The organism is Providencia sp. SP181 (genome assembly GCF_050446505.1).
Taxonomy (GTDB): domain Bacteria; phylum Pseudomonadota; class Gammaproteobacteria; order Enterobacterales; family Enterobacteriaceae; genus Providencia; species Providencia vermicola.
Map to the genome: position 1 here is coordinate 47,810 of NZ_JBBPXM010000002.1, position 19,280 is coordinate 67,089.

At 36.4% G+C, this 19,280-nt stretch carries 18 protein-coding genes; 12 read left to right on the forward strand and 6 right to left on the reverse strand.

Translation table 11 applies throughout. From position 1 onward, the window contains the following. The first annotated feature begins 790 nt into the window (after positions 1 to 790). Entirely contained in the window at positions 791 to 1,084 is a 294-nt protein-coding gene (locus tag AABS66_RS03565) for a helix-turn-helix domain-containing protein (RefSeq protein WP_206082424.1), read from the forward strand. Between the two features lie 339 nt (positions 1,085 to 1,423). Here the strand turns inward: AABS66_RS03565 and AABS66_RS03570 are convergent, their stop codons facing one another. Genes AABS66_RS03570 through AABS66_RS03585 form a run of 4 tightly spaced genes read right to left on the reverse strand, consistent with a single transcriptional unit; the run spans position 1,424 to position 5,695 of the window. Further along, positions 1,424 to 2,092 carry a methionine ABC transporter permease gene (locus AABS66_RS03570; RefSeq protein ID WP_206082423.1) on the reverse strand — a complete coding sequence of 223 codons (669 nt, stop codon included), beginning with the start codon at positions 2,090 to 2,092 and terminating at the stop codon, positions 1,424 to 1,426. Next, positions 2,089 to 3,102 carry a methionine ABC transporter ATP-binding protein gene (locus tag AABS66_RS03575; RefSeq protein ID WP_206082422.1) on the reverse strand — a complete coding sequence of 338 codons (1,014 nt, stop codon included), beginning with the start codon at positions 3,100 to 3,102 and terminating at the stop codon, positions 2,089 to 2,091. Before AABS66_RS03575 ends, AABS66_RS03570 begins: the two co-directional genes overlap by 4 nt. 3 nt (positions 3,103 to 3,105) lie before the next feature. Beyond that, positions 3,106 to 4,566 carry an NAD(P)-binding domain-containing protein gene (locus AABS66_RS03580; RefSeq protein WP_430224578.1) on the reverse strand — a complete coding sequence of 487 codons (1,461 nt, stop codon included), beginning with the start codon at positions 4,564 to 4,566 and terminating at the stop codon, positions 3,106 to 3,108. Between the two features lie 4 nt (positions 4,567 to 4,570). Then, positions 4,571 to 5,695, reverse strand: a complete 1,125-nt coding sequence (locus AABS66_RS03585; RefSeq protein WP_272539912.1) for a CMD domain-containing protein — start codon at positions 5,693 to 5,695, stop codon at positions 4,571 to 4,573. 213 nt (positions 5,696 to 5,908) lie between these two features. On the opposite strand from AABS66_RS03585, the gene AABS66_RS03590 reads away from it, so the two are divergent. Next, entirely contained in the window at positions 5,909 to 6,751 is an 843-nt protein-coding gene (locus tag AABS66_RS03590) for a MetQ/NlpA family ABC transporter substrate-binding protein (protein WP_430224579.1), read from the forward strand. A gap of 209 nt (positions 6,752 to 6,960) precedes the next feature. Further along, complete coding sequence (locus AABS66_RS03595; RefSeq protein WP_206082418.1) at positions 6,961 to 7,698, forward strand: cyclase family protein; 738 nt, start codon at positions 6,961 to 6,963, stop codon at positions 7,696 to 7,698. A gap of 61 nt (positions 7,699 to 7,759) precedes the next feature. Here AABS66_RS03595 and AABS66_RS03600 read toward each other — a convergent pair whose 3' ends face one another. Further along, on the reverse strand, positions 7,760 to 8,992 hold the full coding sequence (locus tag AABS66_RS03600; protein ID WP_206082417.1) for an SLC13 family permease: 1,233 nt from the start codon (positions 8,990 to 8,992) through the stop codon (positions 7,760 to 7,762). Positions 8,993 to 9,592: 600 nt separating this feature from the next. Between AABS66_RS03600 and AABS66_RS03605 the strand changes: the two genes are divergently transcribed. The 4 genes from AABS66_RS03605 (at position 9,593) to AABS66_RS03620 (ending at position 13,877) form a co-directional block, all read left to right on the forward strand. Further along, complete coding sequence (locus AABS66_RS03605) at positions 9,593 to 11,542, forward strand: PTS mannitol transporter subunit IICBA (RefSeq protein WP_272539909.1); 1,950 nt, start codon at positions 9,593 to 9,595, stop codon at positions 11,540 to 11,542. Positions 11,543 to 11,553: 11 nt separating this feature from the next. Next, on the forward strand, positions 11,554 to 12,702 hold the full coding sequence (locus tag AABS66_RS03610) for a mannitol-1-phosphate 5-dehydrogenase (RefSeq protein ID WP_206082415.1): 1,149 nt from the start codon (positions 11,554 to 11,556) through the stop codon (positions 12,700 to 12,702). Positions 12,703 to 12,813: 111 nt separating this feature from the next. Then, a complete protein-coding gene (locus tag AABS66_RS03615) occupies positions 12,814 to 13,344 on the forward strand; it encodes an MltR family transcriptional regulator (RefSeq protein WP_206082414.1) in 531 nt (176 codons plus the stop codon). Between the two features lie 110 nt (positions 13,345 to 13,454). Then, on the forward strand, positions 13,455 to 13,877 hold the full coding sequence (locus AABS66_RS03620) for a GNAT family N-acetyltransferase (RefSeq protein WP_206082413.1): 423 nt from the start codon (positions 13,455 to 13,457) through the stop codon (positions 13,875 to 13,877). 5 nt (positions 13,878 to 13,882) lie between these two features. On the opposite strand, the gene AABS66_RS03625 is transcribed toward AABS66_RS03620, so the two are convergent. Further along, a complete protein-coding gene (locus tag AABS66_RS03625) occupies positions 13,883 to 14,314 on the reverse strand; it encodes a hypothetical protein (protein WP_206082412.1) in 432 nt (143 codons plus the stop codon). Between the two features lie 1,771 nt (positions 14,315 to 16,085). On the opposite strand from AABS66_RS03625, the gene AABS66_RS03630 reads away from it, so the two are divergent. From AABS66_RS03630 to AABS66_RS03650, 5 genes are all read left to right on the forward strand, one after another. Then, positions 16,086 to 16,298, forward strand: coding sequence for an AlpA family phage regulatory protein (locus AABS66_RS03630; protein WP_228677317.1), 213 nt, complete (start codon positions 16,086 to 16,088; stop codon positions 16,296 to 16,298). Beyond that, the gene (locus AABS66_RS03635) at positions 16,298 to 17,137 is read left to right on the forward strand and encodes a hypothetical protein (protein ID WP_430224580.1); all 840 of its coding nucleotides are present in this window, start codon (positions 16,298 to 16,300) and stop codon (positions 17,135 to 17,137) included. The genes AABS66_RS03630 and AABS66_RS03635 overlap by 1 nt, the downstream gene beginning before the upstream one ends. A gap of 21 nt (positions 17,138 to 17,158) precedes the next feature. Further along, positions 17,159 to 18,178: a P2 family phage major capsid protein gene (locus AABS66_RS03640; RefSeq protein ID WP_210846748.1), complete on the forward strand. Its 1,020-nt coding sequence runs from the start codon at positions 17,159 to 17,161 to the stop codon at positions 18,176 to 18,178. Further along, positions 18,175 to 18,696: a GPO family capsid scaffolding protein gene (locus tag AABS66_RS03645; protein WP_150375678.1), complete on the forward strand. Its 522-nt coding sequence runs from the start codon at positions 18,175 to 18,177 to the stop codon at positions 18,694 to 18,696. Before AABS66_RS03640 ends, AABS66_RS03645 begins: the two co-directional genes overlap by 4 nt. A 69-nt stretch (positions 18,697 to 18,765) precedes the next feature. Then, positions 18,766 to 19,278, forward strand: coding sequence for a host cell division inhibitor Icd-like protein (locus AABS66_RS03650; RefSeq protein WP_430224581.1), 513 nt, complete (start codon positions 18,766 to 18,768; stop codon positions 19,276 to 19,278). Positions 19,279 to 19,280 lie beyond the last annotated feature (2 nt).

The following is a 19,280-nucleotide window of genomic DNA, read 5'->3' on the forward strand; positions in this document are numbered from 1 at the left end:
TTAATAATTTGTAAATTTTGAGGGTTTAATATCGCCACTTTCATTCGAAGATAAAATTATCAATATTAAAATAAGATAATCTAATAGTATTAGTTTGTCATATTTTTGTGATGTTCATCAAGTAAAGTGAATAATAAACTTCCTTAACGTTATGGTTTTGTTATGTTGAGCACTGTTATTTGGTAAATATTTACCATGCTACTTTAAAAATTTAGCGTTTCATTAATTGTAACAGAATATTCATTCCTATATGTTATTGATATTTAATGTTGCCAAAGGTTTTTAGAGGTAAAACTTATTATTTTTACCATTGTTTACAGATATAAATGATATCTGATTGTTTTTTATTCGTTAAATGATTGTTCATTCTTAAAATCATTAATATTGTTACAGTGTTAAATTATTCTATTTATTTCCTTTGTTTTCAGATGATACATCGGATAAAATCTGTTATTTTAGTGTAATATTCCGTCGTGTTCATTGTGATACAAGTAATATGGGTAAGGGTGGGAGTTGCCTTACTAATCATAATAGTATGATATTTATGGGATAATTATTGTTTTTTTATAGGGTAAATGACTTGTAATATCTCGTTACATAAATGTAACATCATTTTAAGATTAGTTGAAACTAATTAGATTGCTAGTATATCATTCCCATCGATATATGCTGAATCGTCAGCAATACTATCAAAGTTCTACTTATTATATAAAACATAAAAAATAAAAAAATGGCAGCTACTTATCTGCTAATTTTTATTTCATTAATATAAATTGAAGCGAGAATGTTTATGAATACAAAATATCCTGTCGCTTGTGCAGTTGGACAAAAAATTAAAACGCTAAGAAAAGCTCAAGGCTATACTGTGTTTCAGTTAGCTAAAGAGATAGATATTAGTGAGCAACAATTATTTCGTTATGAGCGCGGTGTAAATCGTATTGATATTGATTGTTTAGTTCGCGTATTAAAAGTCTTAGGCGTTAATATGGGTGAGTTTTTTAGTGAAGTGCTGCAAGATGATACCCAACCAGAAGAAAGAAGGGATACTAAAGGGATCGATGATTCTATTTATTCTTTAGTATAATATAAATAATTATTTTGTCTCATAATGAAACTTAACTTGATTTTAACTTCTAATTGTTTCAATTAAGGACTTAAATTAAGTTTGATCACCATTTAAAATTCATTAAAAAGAATAAATACATTATTTATCTCTCATACTGTGTAACTTTAAAAATAAAAGCCTGTAATGGGCTTTTATTTTTTTATTATATAAATATACCTGAAATTAACTTTAAATTAAACAGAGATTAATTACAGGATAAATAGTCAAGCTTTAGATTCGCTACTAGGTGAGCTAAATTGAAACCGCGAAAATAGAAAAATAAAGTTGATAACGCAACGCTACCAACTTTAAGAATCATCAATGAAAACGCGCTTTTCTGGCAAGGTAGTCGCCAATAAATTGCATCCCTTGGACAATGATGATTAATGTCACAACAGTAATGGCCATTGCCACATTATCAAAGCGTTGATAGCCATAGTTCAAAGCAAGATCGCCAACACCACCACCGCCTACTGCTCCTGCCATAGCTGTCGCACCGACTAAAGTAATACTTGCTGCAGTCAAACTTAAAATAAGAGAAGATTTAGCTTCTGGTAAAATGAAATGCCAAACAATTTGCCAATTTGTTGCACCCATAGAATCTGCCGCTTCAATGATCCCTGAGTGTACGCTTAAAAGAGAATTTTCCACTAAGCGGGCAGTGTAGGGAGCAATAAAAATCACTAATGGCACTATTGCCGCGGTTGTTCCTATCGATGTTCCGACCATAAAACGGGTTAGTGGGATCATCGCCACTAATAAGATAATGAATGGTAAAGAGCGAATGATATTGATAATTGGGTTAACAATTCGGTATATGTATTTGTTTTCCCAAATCCCTTCAGGTCTCGTTATAACGAGTAATATACCCAGTAAAATACCAAACAAGGAACCGAGTACTAAGGCAATACTCACCATGGTGAATGTTTCTGACATAGCGAGTAAAAATTGTTTACTTGTTAAGGCTGTTTCAAATAACTCTGTCATAATGCCCCCTGGCTAACCGCTACGCCACGCAGGCGTAAAAACTGTATAGCTTCTTCAATCTGTGCTTTATCACCCACAATCTGCACAAACATGCTGCCGAGTACTACCCCACTGATTTCTTTCATATTGGCAAAGAGAATATTTATTTTGACGATTTTTTTTAAAATTAGCTCATTAACAACAGGCTCTTGAGCTGATGACCCGAGGAATTCAAGGCGATAAACATCTTGCTGGTGGTCTAAATTGTGCAGCACACGCTCTGGTATTTCTTCATTTAAAACAGTCCCAACAAACTTTTGGGTCGTTGAATGTTTAGGATTTGCAAAAATATCTAATACAGTGCCTTCTTCCACGACTTTACCCGCTTCCATCACCGCAACACGGTTACAGACTTGCTCTATAACTTCCATTTCGTGTGTCACAAGTAAGATGGTAATATTTTGTTCGCGACTGATTTTTTTTAATAGCTGTAAGATGGAGCGTGTCGTTTGCGGGTCAAGGGCAGATGTGGCTTCATCACACAGCAGAATTTGTGGGTTATTGATAAGGGCACGGGCAATACCCACGCGTTGTTTTTGCCCACCAGATAATTGACCTGGGTATTGATTTTTTTTATCACTCAGCTCTACATATTCAAGAATGCTATCAACACGTTGACTGATTTCGTTTTTATCAAGTCCTAGCAAGACCAAGGGCATTGCAATATTTTGAGCGACAGTTTTGGTTTCCAGTAAATTAAAATGCTGGAAAATCATTCCTATACTTCTCTTATGGGCCCGAATTTCAGCGGGAGTTTGATGAGCAATATTTTGCCCATCAATAATCACAGCACCACTGGAGGGCTTTTCTAATTGATTGACCAAACGAATAAGTGAGCTTTTTCCTGCTCCGCTATAGCCAATAAATCCAAAGATATCTCCTTTATTGATATGCAAGTTAATATCTTGCAATGCAACTAAAGATTGCCCATCTTTTTCATATACTTTTTGGACATTTTGAAATGTAATCATAGTTTACTCTACATTATCAGTTAGCTGCATACGTTCTGAAGGCAAGGCTGCTGGTTGCCATTCATCACCTAATAATTCAAATTCTTGGCTTGTTTTCACTAATTCGAGGTGTTCTTCTCTATGAGCGAGGTACAATTGAGCGGCAATATGATCAGCTAAACGTTCTGCACCTGTATTGGTACCAGGGATCAAACCAATAACAGGGCCCATGCTAAGTGAAGCACTTAAATTGAAACAATAAAATTGTTTTAACTTTTCAGTGTCAGCCGTTTTTTTGCCTTGTAATTCAAAATGCGAGCCTAAATAAGGGTGTGCGCCGAGTTCACTATTCGCTTCACTAATTGGTGGAGTATAAACATCAGCCCACGTTTTAATTAGAGGGGTAATTTGGTTAAATGCAGGATGTTTGAACCAATTAATTTTATATCCTGTCGCGAGGATCAAATAATCTAACGTGAATTGTTCAGTTGTCGTCGAAATATGTAGTTTTTTATCTTTTAATTCAATCTGTTTAATTTGAGTATTAAAATTAAAAAAAGCATTTGGATGACAAGAAACTCGTAAAGTACTGCCATGAGGGGCAGGGGTTTTAGCTTCAGCAACATACGCTGAATAATGCCATTTTTGTGCATCTGTAAAATAGGCATAAGCATTAGTAAAACCCGCGCTTCCTGCAACTTTACCTCTGTTTACCCGTGGCATATCTGTGGCACGGATTAAAATTTCCACACTCTTAGCCCCGTTCTCTAAGGCTGTTGCAGAACTATCCATTGCACCTGCGCTATAGCCAACAACACCAATGTCTAACCCTTTAAAGCGGCTGTAATCAGTGCCTGCATACGAATGCTCCCAATAGTTTTGTGGAATATTATCCATAAAACTGGGAATATTCGGTTCACTAAAGGATTCCATACCTGTGGCTAAAATAACATGCTGTGCGATGTAATTTGTTGTTCCTTCAGGTGTTTTAAAAATTAACTTGCTACCATTATCGGTTGAATGTAGGTCAATCAGTTCGTATTGATTAAATACTTTTGGTGCAGTAATCGCTTTAAACCACTGCAAATACTCTCCCCACTGAAGGCGAGGAATTTTATCTAACTCTTCCCATTTTTCATCGCCAAACTGCGCTTTGAACCACGCTTGAAAGGTCAATGAGGGGGAAGCTAAAGCGGGCCCTACAACCTGTTTTGGCGAACGTAGTGTTTCCATGAGAGCAGGTTTTTGCCAAGGCCCTTCACTTCCAGTAATGGCTTTATCAAATACGACTGCATTAATACCACGTAACTTGAGTGCAAATGCAGCCGTGACACCTGACATACCAGCACCAATAATGGCAACGTCAATATGTTGTTTGTTGATATTATTATCTGATAATGCCCATGATGTGATTGGGAGATTAAGATATTGCAAATCTTGTGCAATGTGCGCTTCTAAAGCCGCTAAGCCAATGATCCTATCCATGAAATTATTCCTTATCCTCCATAATTTCAAATGGCTCACCGAGGGAAAGCATTAAGCGGTTTGCCCATGAGAAAAACGCAGTAGACTGAATTAAATCAAGCAATTCGAGTTCAGATAGTCCCAGTTGGCGTAGTGTTGCGACTTGAGATATTGTTGCTTGAATCGGTGTTGCTGATAAAGACGCCACGAGATCGGTGATTGCTAACAATCTATCGTCAAAGCCATCCGCAAGAATCTCACCTGTCGGCGTTGCTAATAGCTTATCGACATCACTACGGCGTTCTTTGGCATACTGGCTGGCTTTGCGTGCATGAACAGAAGCACAGTAAATGCAACCATTCACTTTACTGACAGCGGCAGCTGCAAACTCACGTTCCCAGCGTGGTAGGCCGCCAGCGGTGTAAAAGACACCACGATCGATTAAGGTTCTAATTTCTAAAATCTTGCTTTGGTGAGCGAGCAGAAGAAAGTATTCAGAGGTTAATTGACCAAATTTCTTCATCACCTGAGTTTCTTCATCGCTTAGCGTTTCTGCTTTTCTAGCCGTTATCCAAGCTTCCCAACCTAAATTATCTTGTGTAAAGGCGGTAGGAGATGGGCGTCCCTGGCGAGTGAAAGGTTGATGATTCCATTTGCCCGCGACTATTTTCGCGACATCCCGTGGATCATTTTTAGATGTCGTTAAAAGCTCAATACCTTCGACTAAACGAGCTTGATAGGTGACAAAGGTAATTAACTGAGCGAGCAAAACGATGTCGCTATTTTCCCAGCCTTGTGTAATTAAGGTTTCGATGAGTGAAAACTGAGTATCTTTAGGAGATAACGTTAATATTTGCAGATATTCCGCAGCAGCTTGCAGAGCAGGTGAAAGATTTTCTATTTTTAGTGCTGGTGCTTGTTGAAAATAAAAATCTGCTAATGTTTGGCTGCCAGTCAATTTTGCAACCTGATGCGCAAAACCATAACGAACATCAATAGGAAATTGTGTTGATGGTACAGAGAAAATTTCGCTGTATGCGGCTTGGGTATTTAAGGTTGCGGCTGATCGGTCTTGGCGGATTAATGCTAAATCGGAATCTGGTGGCAAGTGTGTCAGGGTGTTAATTAAATCATTATTGAAAATAGTCATAAAGCAACTCACTTTTTTTAAACGTTTTTTATCTCCTTCATTACATATCAATCACATCATTTATCGAACGATCTATTTGTTATATCCATATAACTTAAAGGAATTAAAACCTATTCTTATATCACTAATTAACTAAGTTATAATTATCTGATCTAAGAACAACCAAATTAATATGATTATACTGGCTGAAATATTTTCACAGGGTTGTTACATATGTTAAAACAAAAATTAATAAATTTATCTTTAATCGCATCAGCTGTTTTTGTGCTTTCAGCATGTGGTGATAACAATGAAAAAGATAATCCAAATAAAAAACAGATTACGATAGGTTTTGGAGTTGGTAATTATATCGATCAAGTAGATAAAGGAATCGTCCCTATTTTAGAGAAAAAAGGCTATAAGGTAACTTTGCGTCAATTTTCACAAAATAGGCAAATTAATCCTGCATTTGAAGAAGGTTCTATTGATGCATCGGTGAACCAAAGCCGCGCATATATGGATGCATATAACAAAAAGAATAATATTAATATGGTCGCATTGACAGACTCACCAAGCGCGCCACAAAGTTTACGTTCAAATAAACACAAATCAATTAATGATGTAAAAGATGGCATGATTGTCGCTTTATCTAACGACCCTGTAAATGCAGAAAGAGGGGCGCGGATCTTAGAACAACTAGGCTGGATTAAAATTAAACCGAATGTCAGCACATTGAGTTTTAGTGTTAATGATATTTCATCAGGAAAATATCATTTAGATGTGCGTGAAACGGACGCAGCTCAAGGATTAAGATTACTTGATGATGTTGATTTTGTTGTGGTAAATGGCAATTATGTCGCAAGTGCAGGCCAGCGTATTGCCGATGGATTAGTTGTTGAAAACTCACCATTAGAACACCGTGTTATTGTCACTGTCATGCAAAAAGATCTTGATTCTCAATGGGCTAAGGATTTAAAAGAGGCTTTTGAGTCTAAAGAATATGCGGATTATATTCGTTCTCAGCGTATTTATGATGGCTTTATCGAACCAGAAAGCTGGAATAAATACCCTAAATAAAATCCTAGTCTAATTTTTATTTTTTTATTCTTACCTAGCCACTTATTATTAAATTAATAAGTGGCTTTTTTAAAACTTAATATGAAATTTATTCTTATTAAATTCCTAGACAACACAATATTTTTACTGCTATTAAATAGATAAGTAACACAACAAAAAATACAACGTCATAAAAACACTGAACAAAATCAACCTGACAGGGGAAGAATATGAGTCACGAACTGATTGATGCATTTAATATTATAAAGAGCAAGAAATGGGTTGATTTAACACACAGCTTTGATGGGAATTCACCGCATTTTTTTATGTTTGATGCTGCTGAGTTTAAAACCTTATTTGGCTATGCAGAAGGTTTCTTTGCTCAGCAATTTACCTTCCCAGGGCAATATGGCACGCACATTGATGCGCCATGTCATTTTGTTGAAGGTAAACGTTTTCTGCATGAGCTAGAGCTAAAAGAACTCGTTTTACCTTTAATTGTTATTGATCAATCCGAAAGAGCAAAACAAGATCCAAACTTTGCATTTTCTCTTAATGATGTACTGACTTTTGAGGAACAGCATGGAAAAATTGAACCTGACAGTTTTGTTGCACTAAGAACAGATTGGAGCAAACGTTGGCCATCACAAGAGCTTATGGATAATAAAGACGAAGAAGGTAATAACCAAATACCTGGCTGGGGGATGGATGCCTTAAAGTTCTTATTTGAAGAACGGGGTATTAAAGCAATTGGACATGAAACGTTTGATACAGATGCGGCAAAAGATTTCCGTAAAAATAATGCGTTACTTGGGGAGTATTACGTTTTAGATCAAGATACTTACCAAGTGGAACTGCTGGCAAACTTGGATAAAGTACCGACTCGTGGGGCAGTGATCTTTAATATTGTCGCTAAACCAAATAATGCGAGTGGGTTTCCTGTGCGTTCATTTGCTATTCTTCCCTAAATATTGAAATTTTATTACCAGCCATTTACTTAGCGTGGCTGGTAATAAATTGCAATTATTCTTACAAGACTAATACTATCCATATTGCCGCTAATATCATACATAACGCGGCAACAACACCACCCGATTTTGCAAACTCACTAAACGATATTTTTACGCCATAAGCCGCGGCTTGTTCAACAACAATAATACCTGCAAGGCTGCCAAATACTAATAAATTGCTGGAAAACCCTGAGCCTAGCACTAATGCTGCACCAAGGGCGTCAGCATTTCCATCAGGGGTTAAAAATGGAACGAGTAGCATTACCGAAGGGTTATTTCCCACAATTGTGCTGAGAACTCCAGTCACTAAGAATAAAGCGAATGGATTATTTAAATCAACGCCATGGGTGCGTAAATCATCGAGGAGTTGCTGGGGAATACCTGTTGAGGCAAACGCGGCATTGACGACAAACAGTCCCATAATTAAGAGTAACAAATTCCCATCAACTAACTTAAGCATATCGCTTGATGCGATTGAGCGGTTTAATAATAAGAATCCGGCAGCAGTAAGGGCAATTAATTCCCTTGGGATATCACTTACAATAAACGCAATAATAACGGCAAGCGTAATAACTCCTGCTTTAGTCGTTTCCCACACATTGAGGTTTTCTTGCATTGTCGATACTGTAGTTTGCGTTTCGTCCTTAGCTATGTACCAACGCTTGCGGTACAGCCAAACTAAGACGAACCACGTGATAGGTAATGACAGTAAGGCAGGGATTGCGGAAGCTTCTAATAAACCGACAAAGGAAATATCGAGCCCTTGAGCTGCAATCATATTCTGTGGGCTACCAATTAATGAGCCTGCAGCACCGTTATTTGCGGCAAAACAAAAGCCTAATAAAAATGGAATAGGGTTTAAACCGCGAGATAAGCTAATAGAAACTAATAATGGTGTCATGGCTACAACGACAACATCATTGGTTAATAAAGCGGAAAGAATTCCGCCAACACCGATTAATACGGCTAAAAGTGCTGGAGGAGAAACTTTTAGCATCGCAACACGGTTCGCTGTCCAACTATAAAAACCAGATACAACAAATGATGCAGATACGACCATTAAGCCGAACAGCATCCCAATTGTCCGATAATCAATGGCATTCCATGCATGTGGTGGGGTAATGCTATCAGCTGCCATCATGGCCAAGGCACCAATAATAGCGGCTCCCGTTCTATCTACTTTAAAACCAGGTAACTTACCAAAGCCCATGGCAACGTAAACCAAAAGAAAAACAATAATGGTTAAAGTCATTATATTCACATTTTAATGAAGAGGTTTAAGAATAATTTATCGGTGAACATCTTTTGAATCAAGGCTAAATATTCTATGGATAATAATAAGTTGCAGTTAATCCTATTAACGATATCGCAAAAAGATAGAAAATACAAAATGAGATGAGTGCTAAGCCTGTATTTTCAACTTTATATCCATTTCATAGGTGCTTTTTTGAAATAAGTAACGAGTGAAAATTAATTACAAAATAAAATCTACTAGCTATAAAAAGGTTAATCGAGTTTTTAATGGAGTTAAAAAAGGTGAATATGAAAATAATTTGTGATCAGGATCTCTTTTCTGAAAATTAAGGTAAGTATTTTTATGTGATATTAATCTCGTTTTTTTGCTTTATTTATGTGAAAAAACGTCTTTGTAGTAAAACTACACTATTTATTTGTGAGCATGATCAATATTTAGGTGGGGGGATGAGGGGGGTTTAGGTGACTTCCGTCACATAAGGCCCGCGTGGTACGCATCTGATAAAGGCCATGTTAGAGTGAAAGCGTCTAAATATTCACTAACGTTATTTGGCGATAACGTTGCAATCTTATCGTTCTCGTACCACGGGGTTCTATCATGGTAACATCAAATATCAAATTAAAGGTACAGAATTTTGGGCGTTTCCTCAGTAATATGGTTATGCCTAATATTGGTGCTTTCATTGCGTGGGGCTTAATTACCGCGCTCTTTATCCCTACGGGGTGGTGGCCAAATGAAACGTTGGCACAGCTTGTAGGTCCAATGATCACCTATTTATTACCACTGCTAATTGGTTATACGGGCGGTCGTCTTATTGGTGGTGAAAGAGGCGGTATTGTCGGGGCTATTACAACAATGGGGGTAATTGTTGGTGCCGATATGCCAATGTTTATGGGCGCAATGATTGCAGGGCCATTAGGTGGTTATGCTATTAAACGTTTTGATAGCTGGATAGATGGTAAAGTCAAAACGGGCTTTGAAATGCTAGTAAATAACTTTTCATCTGGCATTATTGGTATGCTTTTGGCGATACTTGCTTACCTTGCTATTGGGCCTCTCGTTGCTGGCTTATCAAAAGTGTTGGCGGCGGGTGTAAATGTGATGGTAGAAAATAATCTACTGCCCTTAACTTCGATTTTTGTTGAGCCAGCCAAAATACTCTTTTTGAATAATGCCATTAACCACGGAATCTTTTCCCCATTAGGTATTCAACAAGCAACTGAAACAGGCGCGTCTATTTTTTTCTTAATAGAAGCTAACCCAGGTCCAGGTTTGGGTGTGTTATTGGCATACATGTTTTTTGGTAAAGGGAATGCTAAACAGTCTGCGCCTGGTGCTGCAATTATTCACTTTTTCGGCGGGATCCACGAAATTTATTTCCCATACGTTTTAATGAATCCGCGGTTAATTCTTGCAGTTATTCTTGGTGGCATGACAGGTGTGTTTGTGATGAACCTATTTCATGCTGGTTTAGTCTCTCCTGCATCACCAGGCTCTATTTTTGCAGTTTTACTGATGACACCAAAATCATCTTTAATTGGCGTTATTCTGTCTGTGATTAGTGCAACACTTGTTTCTTTCTTAGTTTCTGCAATTTTATTAAAAAGAACCCGTGTGGGCGATGATGATGAATTAGATAATGCGACGAAAAAAATGCGTGATATGAAAGCGCAATCTAAATCATCGAGCAAGGAAGTAACGAATAACAATTCAACAGTTAATCTTGCAAATGTGCGTAATATTATTGTTGCTTGTGATGCGGGAATGGGCTCCAGTGCGATGGGGGCAGGTGTATTAGCGAAAAAGATTCGTGATGCGGGGTTGCTTGATATTTATGTCACGAACATGGCTATCAATGACCTTCCTACGAGTGTTGATATTGTGATAACGCACAAAGACCTCACTGAAAGAGCTAAAACATTTGCACCTAATGCAATGCACATTTCTTTAGCGAATTTCTTAGATGGTCAAATATATAATGATTTAGTGACTAATTTAATCGCGAAAAAACATCCTACTGCTGCAAATGATGGACGCTTAATCAAGCAAACAATTGTTGCTGCAAATGATGAATCTTTTGATATTGAAGATAAAGATGAAGCGTTGTTTACACTTAGCGCCAAGCATATTTACTTAAATTTATCAGCGAAGAATAAAACGCAAGCAATTCAATTTGCGGGACAAAAATTAGTTGAGGGTGGGTATGTAGAACCTGATTATATTGAAGCGATGTTAGCGAGAGAAAAATTAACCTCAACTTATCTTGGTGAATCAATTGCAGTCCCACATGGAACTATTGAAGCGAAAGATCGTGTTTTAAAAACGGGTATTGTTATTTGCCAATATCCTGAAGGTGTTCAATTCGGAGATGAACCCGATGAAATTGCACGTCTTGTTATTGGCATCGCGGCACAAAATAATGAGCATATTGAAGTGATTACACGAATCACCTCTGCACTAGATGAAGATGGGGTGATAGATAAATTGTGTAATACCCAAAGTATTCAAGAAGTGCTCGAAATTTTAGCATCGCAAAGTGCAGCGTGAGGAGAATAACAATGAAAGTCATTCATTTTGGTGCAGGTAATATCGGTCGTGGTTTTATTGGTAAATTACTTTCTGATGCGAATTCACAACTCACATTTACCGATGTTAATCAGCCATTAATTGATCAGCTAGAGCATCAGCAGTCATATCAGGTTCATGTTGTTGGGCAAGAAAGTAGCATAGAAAAAGTACAAAATGTGCACGCAATTAATTCTAATGATCCAAAGACAATAGAATATATAGCCTCTGCAGATATGGTGACAACCGCAGTAGGCCCACAAATTCTCGAAAAAATAGCAGGGACTTTAGCGCAAGGTATTGCTTTAAGGTGTAAATTAAATAACCAAAAGCCCCTCAATATTATTGCGTGTGAAAATATGGTTAGAGGAACAAGCCAATTAAAACGACATATTCTTGCTCAATTACCTGTAGAAACACACGGATGGGTTGAACAATATGTTGGTTTTGTTGACTCCGCCGTTGACCGGATTGTTCCTCCAATGGATGCAGCGAATGATGACCCTCTTTCTGTAACTGTCGAATCATTCAGTGAATGGATTGTCGACAAAACACAATTTATTGGCAATATTCCGACAATCGACGGTATGGAGTTGACGGATAATTTAATGGCATTTGTTGAGCGAAAACTATTCACGTTAAATACAGGCCATGCGATTACTGCATATCTAGGCCAATTATATGGCTACCAAACAATCAGAGATGCCATTAATGACCCTAAGATTCTCGCTATCGTAAAAGCTGCAATGGAAGAAAGTGGGCAAGTTTTAATTCAACGGTATGGGTTTAATGCAGATAAGCACCAGCAATATATTGAAAAAATATTAAGCCGCTTTGCTAACCCTTATTTAAAGGATGATGTGAGTCGAGTAGGGCGCCAACCTATTCGTAAACTCAGCCCTGAAGATAGATTGATTAAGCCACTATTGGGGACATTAGAGTATGAACTCCCTAATAAGAATTTGATAATGGGTATTGCAGCAGCGCTTCATTTTAGATGCACTAGTGACCCTCAATCTATTGAAATGACAGCTCTAATTGAAGATAAAGGTCTATATCAAGCTATAGTTGAATTAAGTGGACTTCAACATCACCCTGTCATTATTAATAAAATTTGTGCGCAGTATGAGCTAATGAAGTAGAGTAATAGGTAATATTACGGATAATGAGTTAATTGGTGAGGTTTAATCACTTTATGGTTAGTTGCGAATAAATATCAAGCTGCTGGCCATAAAGTGACAAAAGAAATTATTATGGAAAATAAACAAGACATTGAAAATCAAATTCTTGAACGGCTAAATCAGCGGCCAGAATTACACTTGTTTGTTCAAGAGGCTATTATTCTTATTTCACAAGCTATTGATAAGTTGATGTTAAAAGTGTTTAGAAAGGATGATTATGCCGTAAAATATGCGGTTGAACCTCTTTTAACAGGAAATGGCCCATTAGGTGATTTATCTGTACGTTTAAAATTGTTATTTGCTTTGGGAGCTATAACACGTGAAACCTATGAAGATATTGAATTATTTTTAGCATTAAATGACTCGTTATCTCACCAAGAATTAAAATTAGATTATACCGATGATGAAATAATAGGCAGTATTAAAACACTTCACTGTATAGGGCCATTACCTGAAATGATGCGTTTTGATCAACCTGAGGACATGGTTGACCAGCAGCTAATGAGTTTACAGAAACAACGCTATCAACAAATGGTCAAATCGTCTTTAGTGTTATCTGTTGCCGATTTAATTGCTCAAATATTAGAAACCGATGTTTTTTAATGAGTCACCGCATTTTATTTTTTCTTTATAAATCTTACTCACCTATTTACTTTATCATATAAGTATGTTCGAAATACCAATACGTATAACCAGAATGAATATAATTGAATATGAATATTGTTATTACACATGAAGTAAGTCCAGAAGATCGTGATGAATTACTGGCGGGGCTTCGTAGTTTTAATGTACAGTTTTTAGATGCCTCTCGATTCGGTCAACTAGGGGTATATTTTAAAGATGATGATGGTGTAATGCAGGGGGGCTTGATTGCAACAATCAGAGCCAATTGGTTATGTATTGATTATTTATGGGTAAGTGAATCTGCGAGAAATGAAGGAATAGGGAGGCAATTAATGCAAGCAGCTGAGCATGAGGCTTCAAAAGTAGGCTGCCTTCATTCTTTAGTCGATACATTTAGTTTTCAAGCATTACCATTCTACCAAAAATTAGGTTATATCCAGCAAATGTCACTGCCAGATTTTCCTGAAACGGGAATGCAATCTCATTATTTGACTAAAATGAATTTAAAATAGTGAAATTAATTGTCTTCATTACGTACATTCGAAAAACAATTGACCCCATTTGTTATTGTATTTTCATTTGCAATAGCAGATGGATTAACAGGTAAGTTTAATTGATTTACCCAGCATGCTAGGCTCTGTTCTGCATTTAATCCTACCCTTGTACTTTCATCATGAATTGAACGAATATTTATTGTTGAGTATTCCATCAATTTATTATCAATAAAGATAAACACATGATCCGCTTTCTGACTTGGCAGATTGGTTAATATTTGATCCGAATAAAATAACAAATCATACTGAGCTTGAGAGGCAGAGCTAATCGGTATCCCTTCAATTTTAATGACATCAGCTTTGCTCATTCCAGAAATAACGACTAATTTTCGCTCTTTCTTTGTGCAGGCTAAAAGTAAAAGTGGTAAAAAAAGAATAATGATAAAATTTTTCATTGATAGATTATCTCAGTGAATACGCGCAGTAGAGTTGATAATAGAAAGTTCTATTCTTGATAAAAATGTTCAGATGAAAAATAGGATTTTTCTATTTAGACTGATAAACGAACTGCCAGCACTGTTTTTCCCTAAGAGAGCAGATTATTCATAGTAACAGGAAAGTTTCAGTTGTTGGCTAACTAAGCAAGAGCCTCTAACTTGTATTCCTAATATATTGTGTATGCCCTGCCTACCGTTAATTGCGATATGAGTACTCAAGTGGTACAAGTATGATTAGTTAGCTATATTGATGTAAACTTTTAATTGGTAATTAAAATGAATGAATCAAGTAGTCTGATAATTGCAGAAACGATAATTAATGTTAATAGTATCATGTTTTCAGATAACGCATTTTTTCTGCCTGTGTATATCTATAGAGTAGTAAATATTATTTATCAGGTGAATTTATTAATGTGATTTAGGCTAATATTGAAAGAAAACAAATTGATGTTACTAGCTGAGGGGGCTAAAACAGCCTGATATTCCTGAACAGGTAAATTGGGGTGAGATGCCTCAGTGATTCGCTGATGCCATAAGCGCTTAGCAAAATGCAACTTGGACAAGAAATTCATTCGAGAGATTGAAAGGGCTAGGGGGAAATTCAACATTCAACTAGATGGTGATTGCGAAAGCGACAAGAGCTACATAGATAGCAGATAAGACCAAGGACACACCGATGATTGTCCTAGCGAAAAGACATAAAACACTACTTGGTGGTGATTTTGGAAATAGTGCTGAAAAGCTCCAATAAGCAAGCCACAGGAGTAAAAAGGCAGCAAATAAAAGATAAATAACGGTGAATGTCACTACATATATTCCAATATTTACGTTAGATAGATGATTGCTATGATGCAACGTACGCTATGATCATTCCAAGCATGCACATGGTGGCTATCAGGCATATTCCAGCGATAACTCGAATAAAAGACCAGAAAGTATTGGTTCTGTCTATATTCCAAAAGCAAAAAAACACTGCAATCCCTAATATGATTTCATAAGTAATCAGTTCAGCCATGACGATACATACATCCGTATGATTAAGTGATTAACAATATACATAAGTCAAATATCAATAGCCATCAATTAAAGACTAATGTTCTCTCCACCATGTGTTCATGCCAGTTTAGCTTTGTATAGTTCGGCATAACATGAATAGTTGCTATGATTTTTTGTGAGGATTGGGAATAGGTTGGTTTCGTTTGTACTGGTGTCCCCTGCAGGAATCGACTGGTGAATTTAATGTATTGATTTTTAATAAATATTATTTTCTTATTTTATTTTCTATACACATTGCTATACATAAAGTCTTTGCTATAGAACATCAATTTCATATATTTGTTTTAGAGTAAATATTATACAAATCATTTATGATTTATTTTAGATTTGTCCCTGAAATTTAAATATGTTAAATTTCAGGGTGTTATATTTTGTTTGCGTAAAATTACAAATAATTAAAATTCTTTACAGAAGAGAGTTATTTAACCGTTTGTTAAATTCTCAATTTTATATTGGGAGCGATTAGTTATGAATGATAATGACTAGTAATACGGATAATTATTTGTTGCTATTTGAGGTGTTTAAAAATTAGACATAGATAATAATTCTCAAAATCACGCCTTAGCCCCTCTCTTTACCATTCTTAATGTCTGTGTAAATATAAAGACATCCAACGACATCTAGTAACATATAATAAAATTCAAAAATAGAATTTAATTATAAGGGAATAACTATGAGCTTATTAACTTTGGGGGAACTTAACACCGAAAATAGGTTGTTAAGGCTACCAGAAGTAACTTTATTAACAGGTCTACCAACTTCCACAATTTATTTAAAGATGAAATCGAACGATTTTCCTAAGCAAATGAAAATAGGGCCACGTTCTGTTGCATGGTTAGAGTCTGAAATAAATGAATGGATAATCAATAATGCAAGGAGAAGATAATGACCGAAAATATATCTTTTTATAAAGATGAGTCATTAAGTTTTGTTTTAAATTATAAATCAATCCCATTTGAAGCTAACGGTAAAGATACAGGATTTATTATTCGCGCTATAGAAATAAATCATCTATTTATGTTAAGAAATAAAATTAATACATTAGGTGAAATCATAGGGTTTAGCTTTGATAATTTAATGCCAACTGCAAAAGAAGTGAAGCTGCTCATTGATAAAGGTAATCAACTGTTAGAAAAATATATAGCAGATTGTGATGTACAGGTTCAGAAACTAGAAGATGCAGAAACCTACTTGGAAAATTTAAGTGAAGGGCGACTGAGAAAGCCAAATAACTATAGAACTGCGCATGCATGGGCATCAGACTCCTACGATAACGTCGAAAGAGCGAGAGGATGCTTAGGTAATGCTCAAGACAAGTTAAGTAAGATTAGTGGGGTATATGGACTGTTAAGGCCAGTGGTTGAACAGTTATTAAAAGAAAACGTAACTGGTTATAAATCGGAATTTTTAATTTCAATACCGAACGAGAAAATAACAACTCATTCATTAAGGTCTAATTTTAATTGGGCTTATTCAAATGAATGTAATTTAATATTAGATGAGTGTGAGAACTTAAAAAAACACATAAATAAAATCGTTGCTGATTGTCATCTATCAACTGATAAATATGTGAGAAGAAACACCTCTGATAATCAACTAAATTATTATAAAGAGTATTACGATATTAATAATAAGTCAGTGAATACAGTATTAACTGCTGATGAATATGTTTCTAAAATGGTTTCTATTCAAAAAAGAATTCAAAATAAATTAGATCTAATGTAATAAATATAAAAGGAATATATTATGTATGCTACTACAGTACCAAACGTGGCAAGGGATTTTCACGCCAATTTTACACGCGGCGCAAATTACTTTTCTAAAAATAGTAAAACATTTTCAATTACTAATGCATCTGAAACGTTATTGCGCGTAGCAATATCAGACTCAAATTGGTTCTTAAATAAATTAACAATAGCTGATGTGAGTGAAATCAAAGGGGATACAGTTAACCTTGGTGATAGTAGCCTTCATACTGGTCGCTCAATTGAGGAGCGTTTTCATAAGCGTTTAAGTATGGATGCTATTTCTTATACGCTAGAGGAAACGGATACCTGTACGGCTCTTACGTACGAACAGCTTGCGATAATTGCAAATAGCCGTAGTGGTGATGATGAGCACTTTACTAAGGTGATATCTGATTTGTTCTCTAAAACAGTATCGTTAGACATGATACGTGTCGGCTTTAATGGCGAGTTTTGTGGGTTTCCAACAAAGCCAGAAAAATATAAACGAGGGCAAGATGTTAACTGTGGTTGGCATACCATAGCAAAATCATTTAATAACGGCTCTCAAATTGTAACGGATAAAATTGTTTTAGGTAAAGACGGTGATTTCCCTAACTTAGATGCCATGGCCAACTTTCTTATTATCAAAAAAATACCCGAAGAGTTCCGTGAAGACCCTAGATTAGTCGTATTGGTTGGCTCAGAACTTGCTGCTTTATACCGTGAAAAACTATTTAGAGGGGCAGATAACGCCGCAGATATTCAGGCAAGTCAAATGGCTTTAAGTACGGTTGCAGGACGCTTCGCTATTATTCCACCATTTATGCCTGGTCGTCGCTTAGTGGTTACCACATTAGATAATTTGCATATTTATACCCAGAAAAATACCCGTCGTTTTCGTGCCGAGTTTGTGGATGACAGAAAAGTCTATGAGCACAGTTATATTAGAAATGAAGGTTATGGCCTTGGTGATGGAAATCTCTATGCTGCCATTGATGAAAATGCCATCCAAATTGAAGACGGGGTATTTTCATTATGAGTGATCCTCAATTAATAACTAATTGGATTTGTGTTGCTACAGAAGGGCAAACAGTCGATGAGCGTACGATTAAACCTGAGTGGTTACAGGAAATGGCTGATACCTATGATCCTAAGTATTACACAGCTTTAATTTGGGAAGAACATAACCGTAATCTTGAGAATTTAGGTGAGGTTATCGATGCAAAAGCCGACATGATGAATGGTAAAATGCAGCTATTTTTGCGATTAAAACCAACCAAGAAACTGATTAAATACAATGAAGAAGGTCAGAAATTATTTTGCTCAATTGAGGTAGAAGAGGACTTTCAAGGAACGAGTATTTTTTACCTTGGTGGATTAGCAGTGACGGATAACCCAGCAAGCATAGGTACGGATAGATTACGTTTAAGAATTAATAACTTATATTTCGCTAATAAAAATTATAGGTATTTATTTAGTTCACCAATGCATTTTAATCTATCAGGTGGTTTAACTAAATCTAAAAATAACTGGTTTTCTGCTATCTCGGCGGGGTAAACCGTATGCCCAGATTGCTCTGGGCATAGCCTCAAATATCTATTCTTCCCAATTTAAGACATGTTAATTATGAAAATAAAAGGGTTGCATCCGTCTAAACGGTTGGGCTATATTGATCGCACGTTAGCAAAATCTAACGTCGGGATTGGCGTCCTGAATCAGTTACTGGCGACACATGACGCGCCTTGCGTCTTTTTTTGTGTCTATGCCTACGCGCACCCATTAAATGCGGTTTTGTATCGCCCTGATTCTATGGTGGCGTTGGCGGGGCAGCCTTCGGGCTGGCTGGATTCCAGTAACTCCAGTTACGCCAACCCTGTCAACGTCACCACCCCCGAAATTGGCGTTTCAGGTGGTGACTCCTTAACTAAGTTACTGGAGATCATCGTCATGATGGCAACCCCTACCCAAACTCAATTTAAATTCTTATTCTTGAGCATTAAATGTGCTGATATCACTGCAAAACCTTGCCGTCGTGCTGCTATTGCGTCAACTGAATATGATGCACGCATGCTACTTGCTCATGATTTCATCTTGCTTTTTGCAGGTCGCTTACCTGTAAGTCAAACAGGGGAGTGCTAATC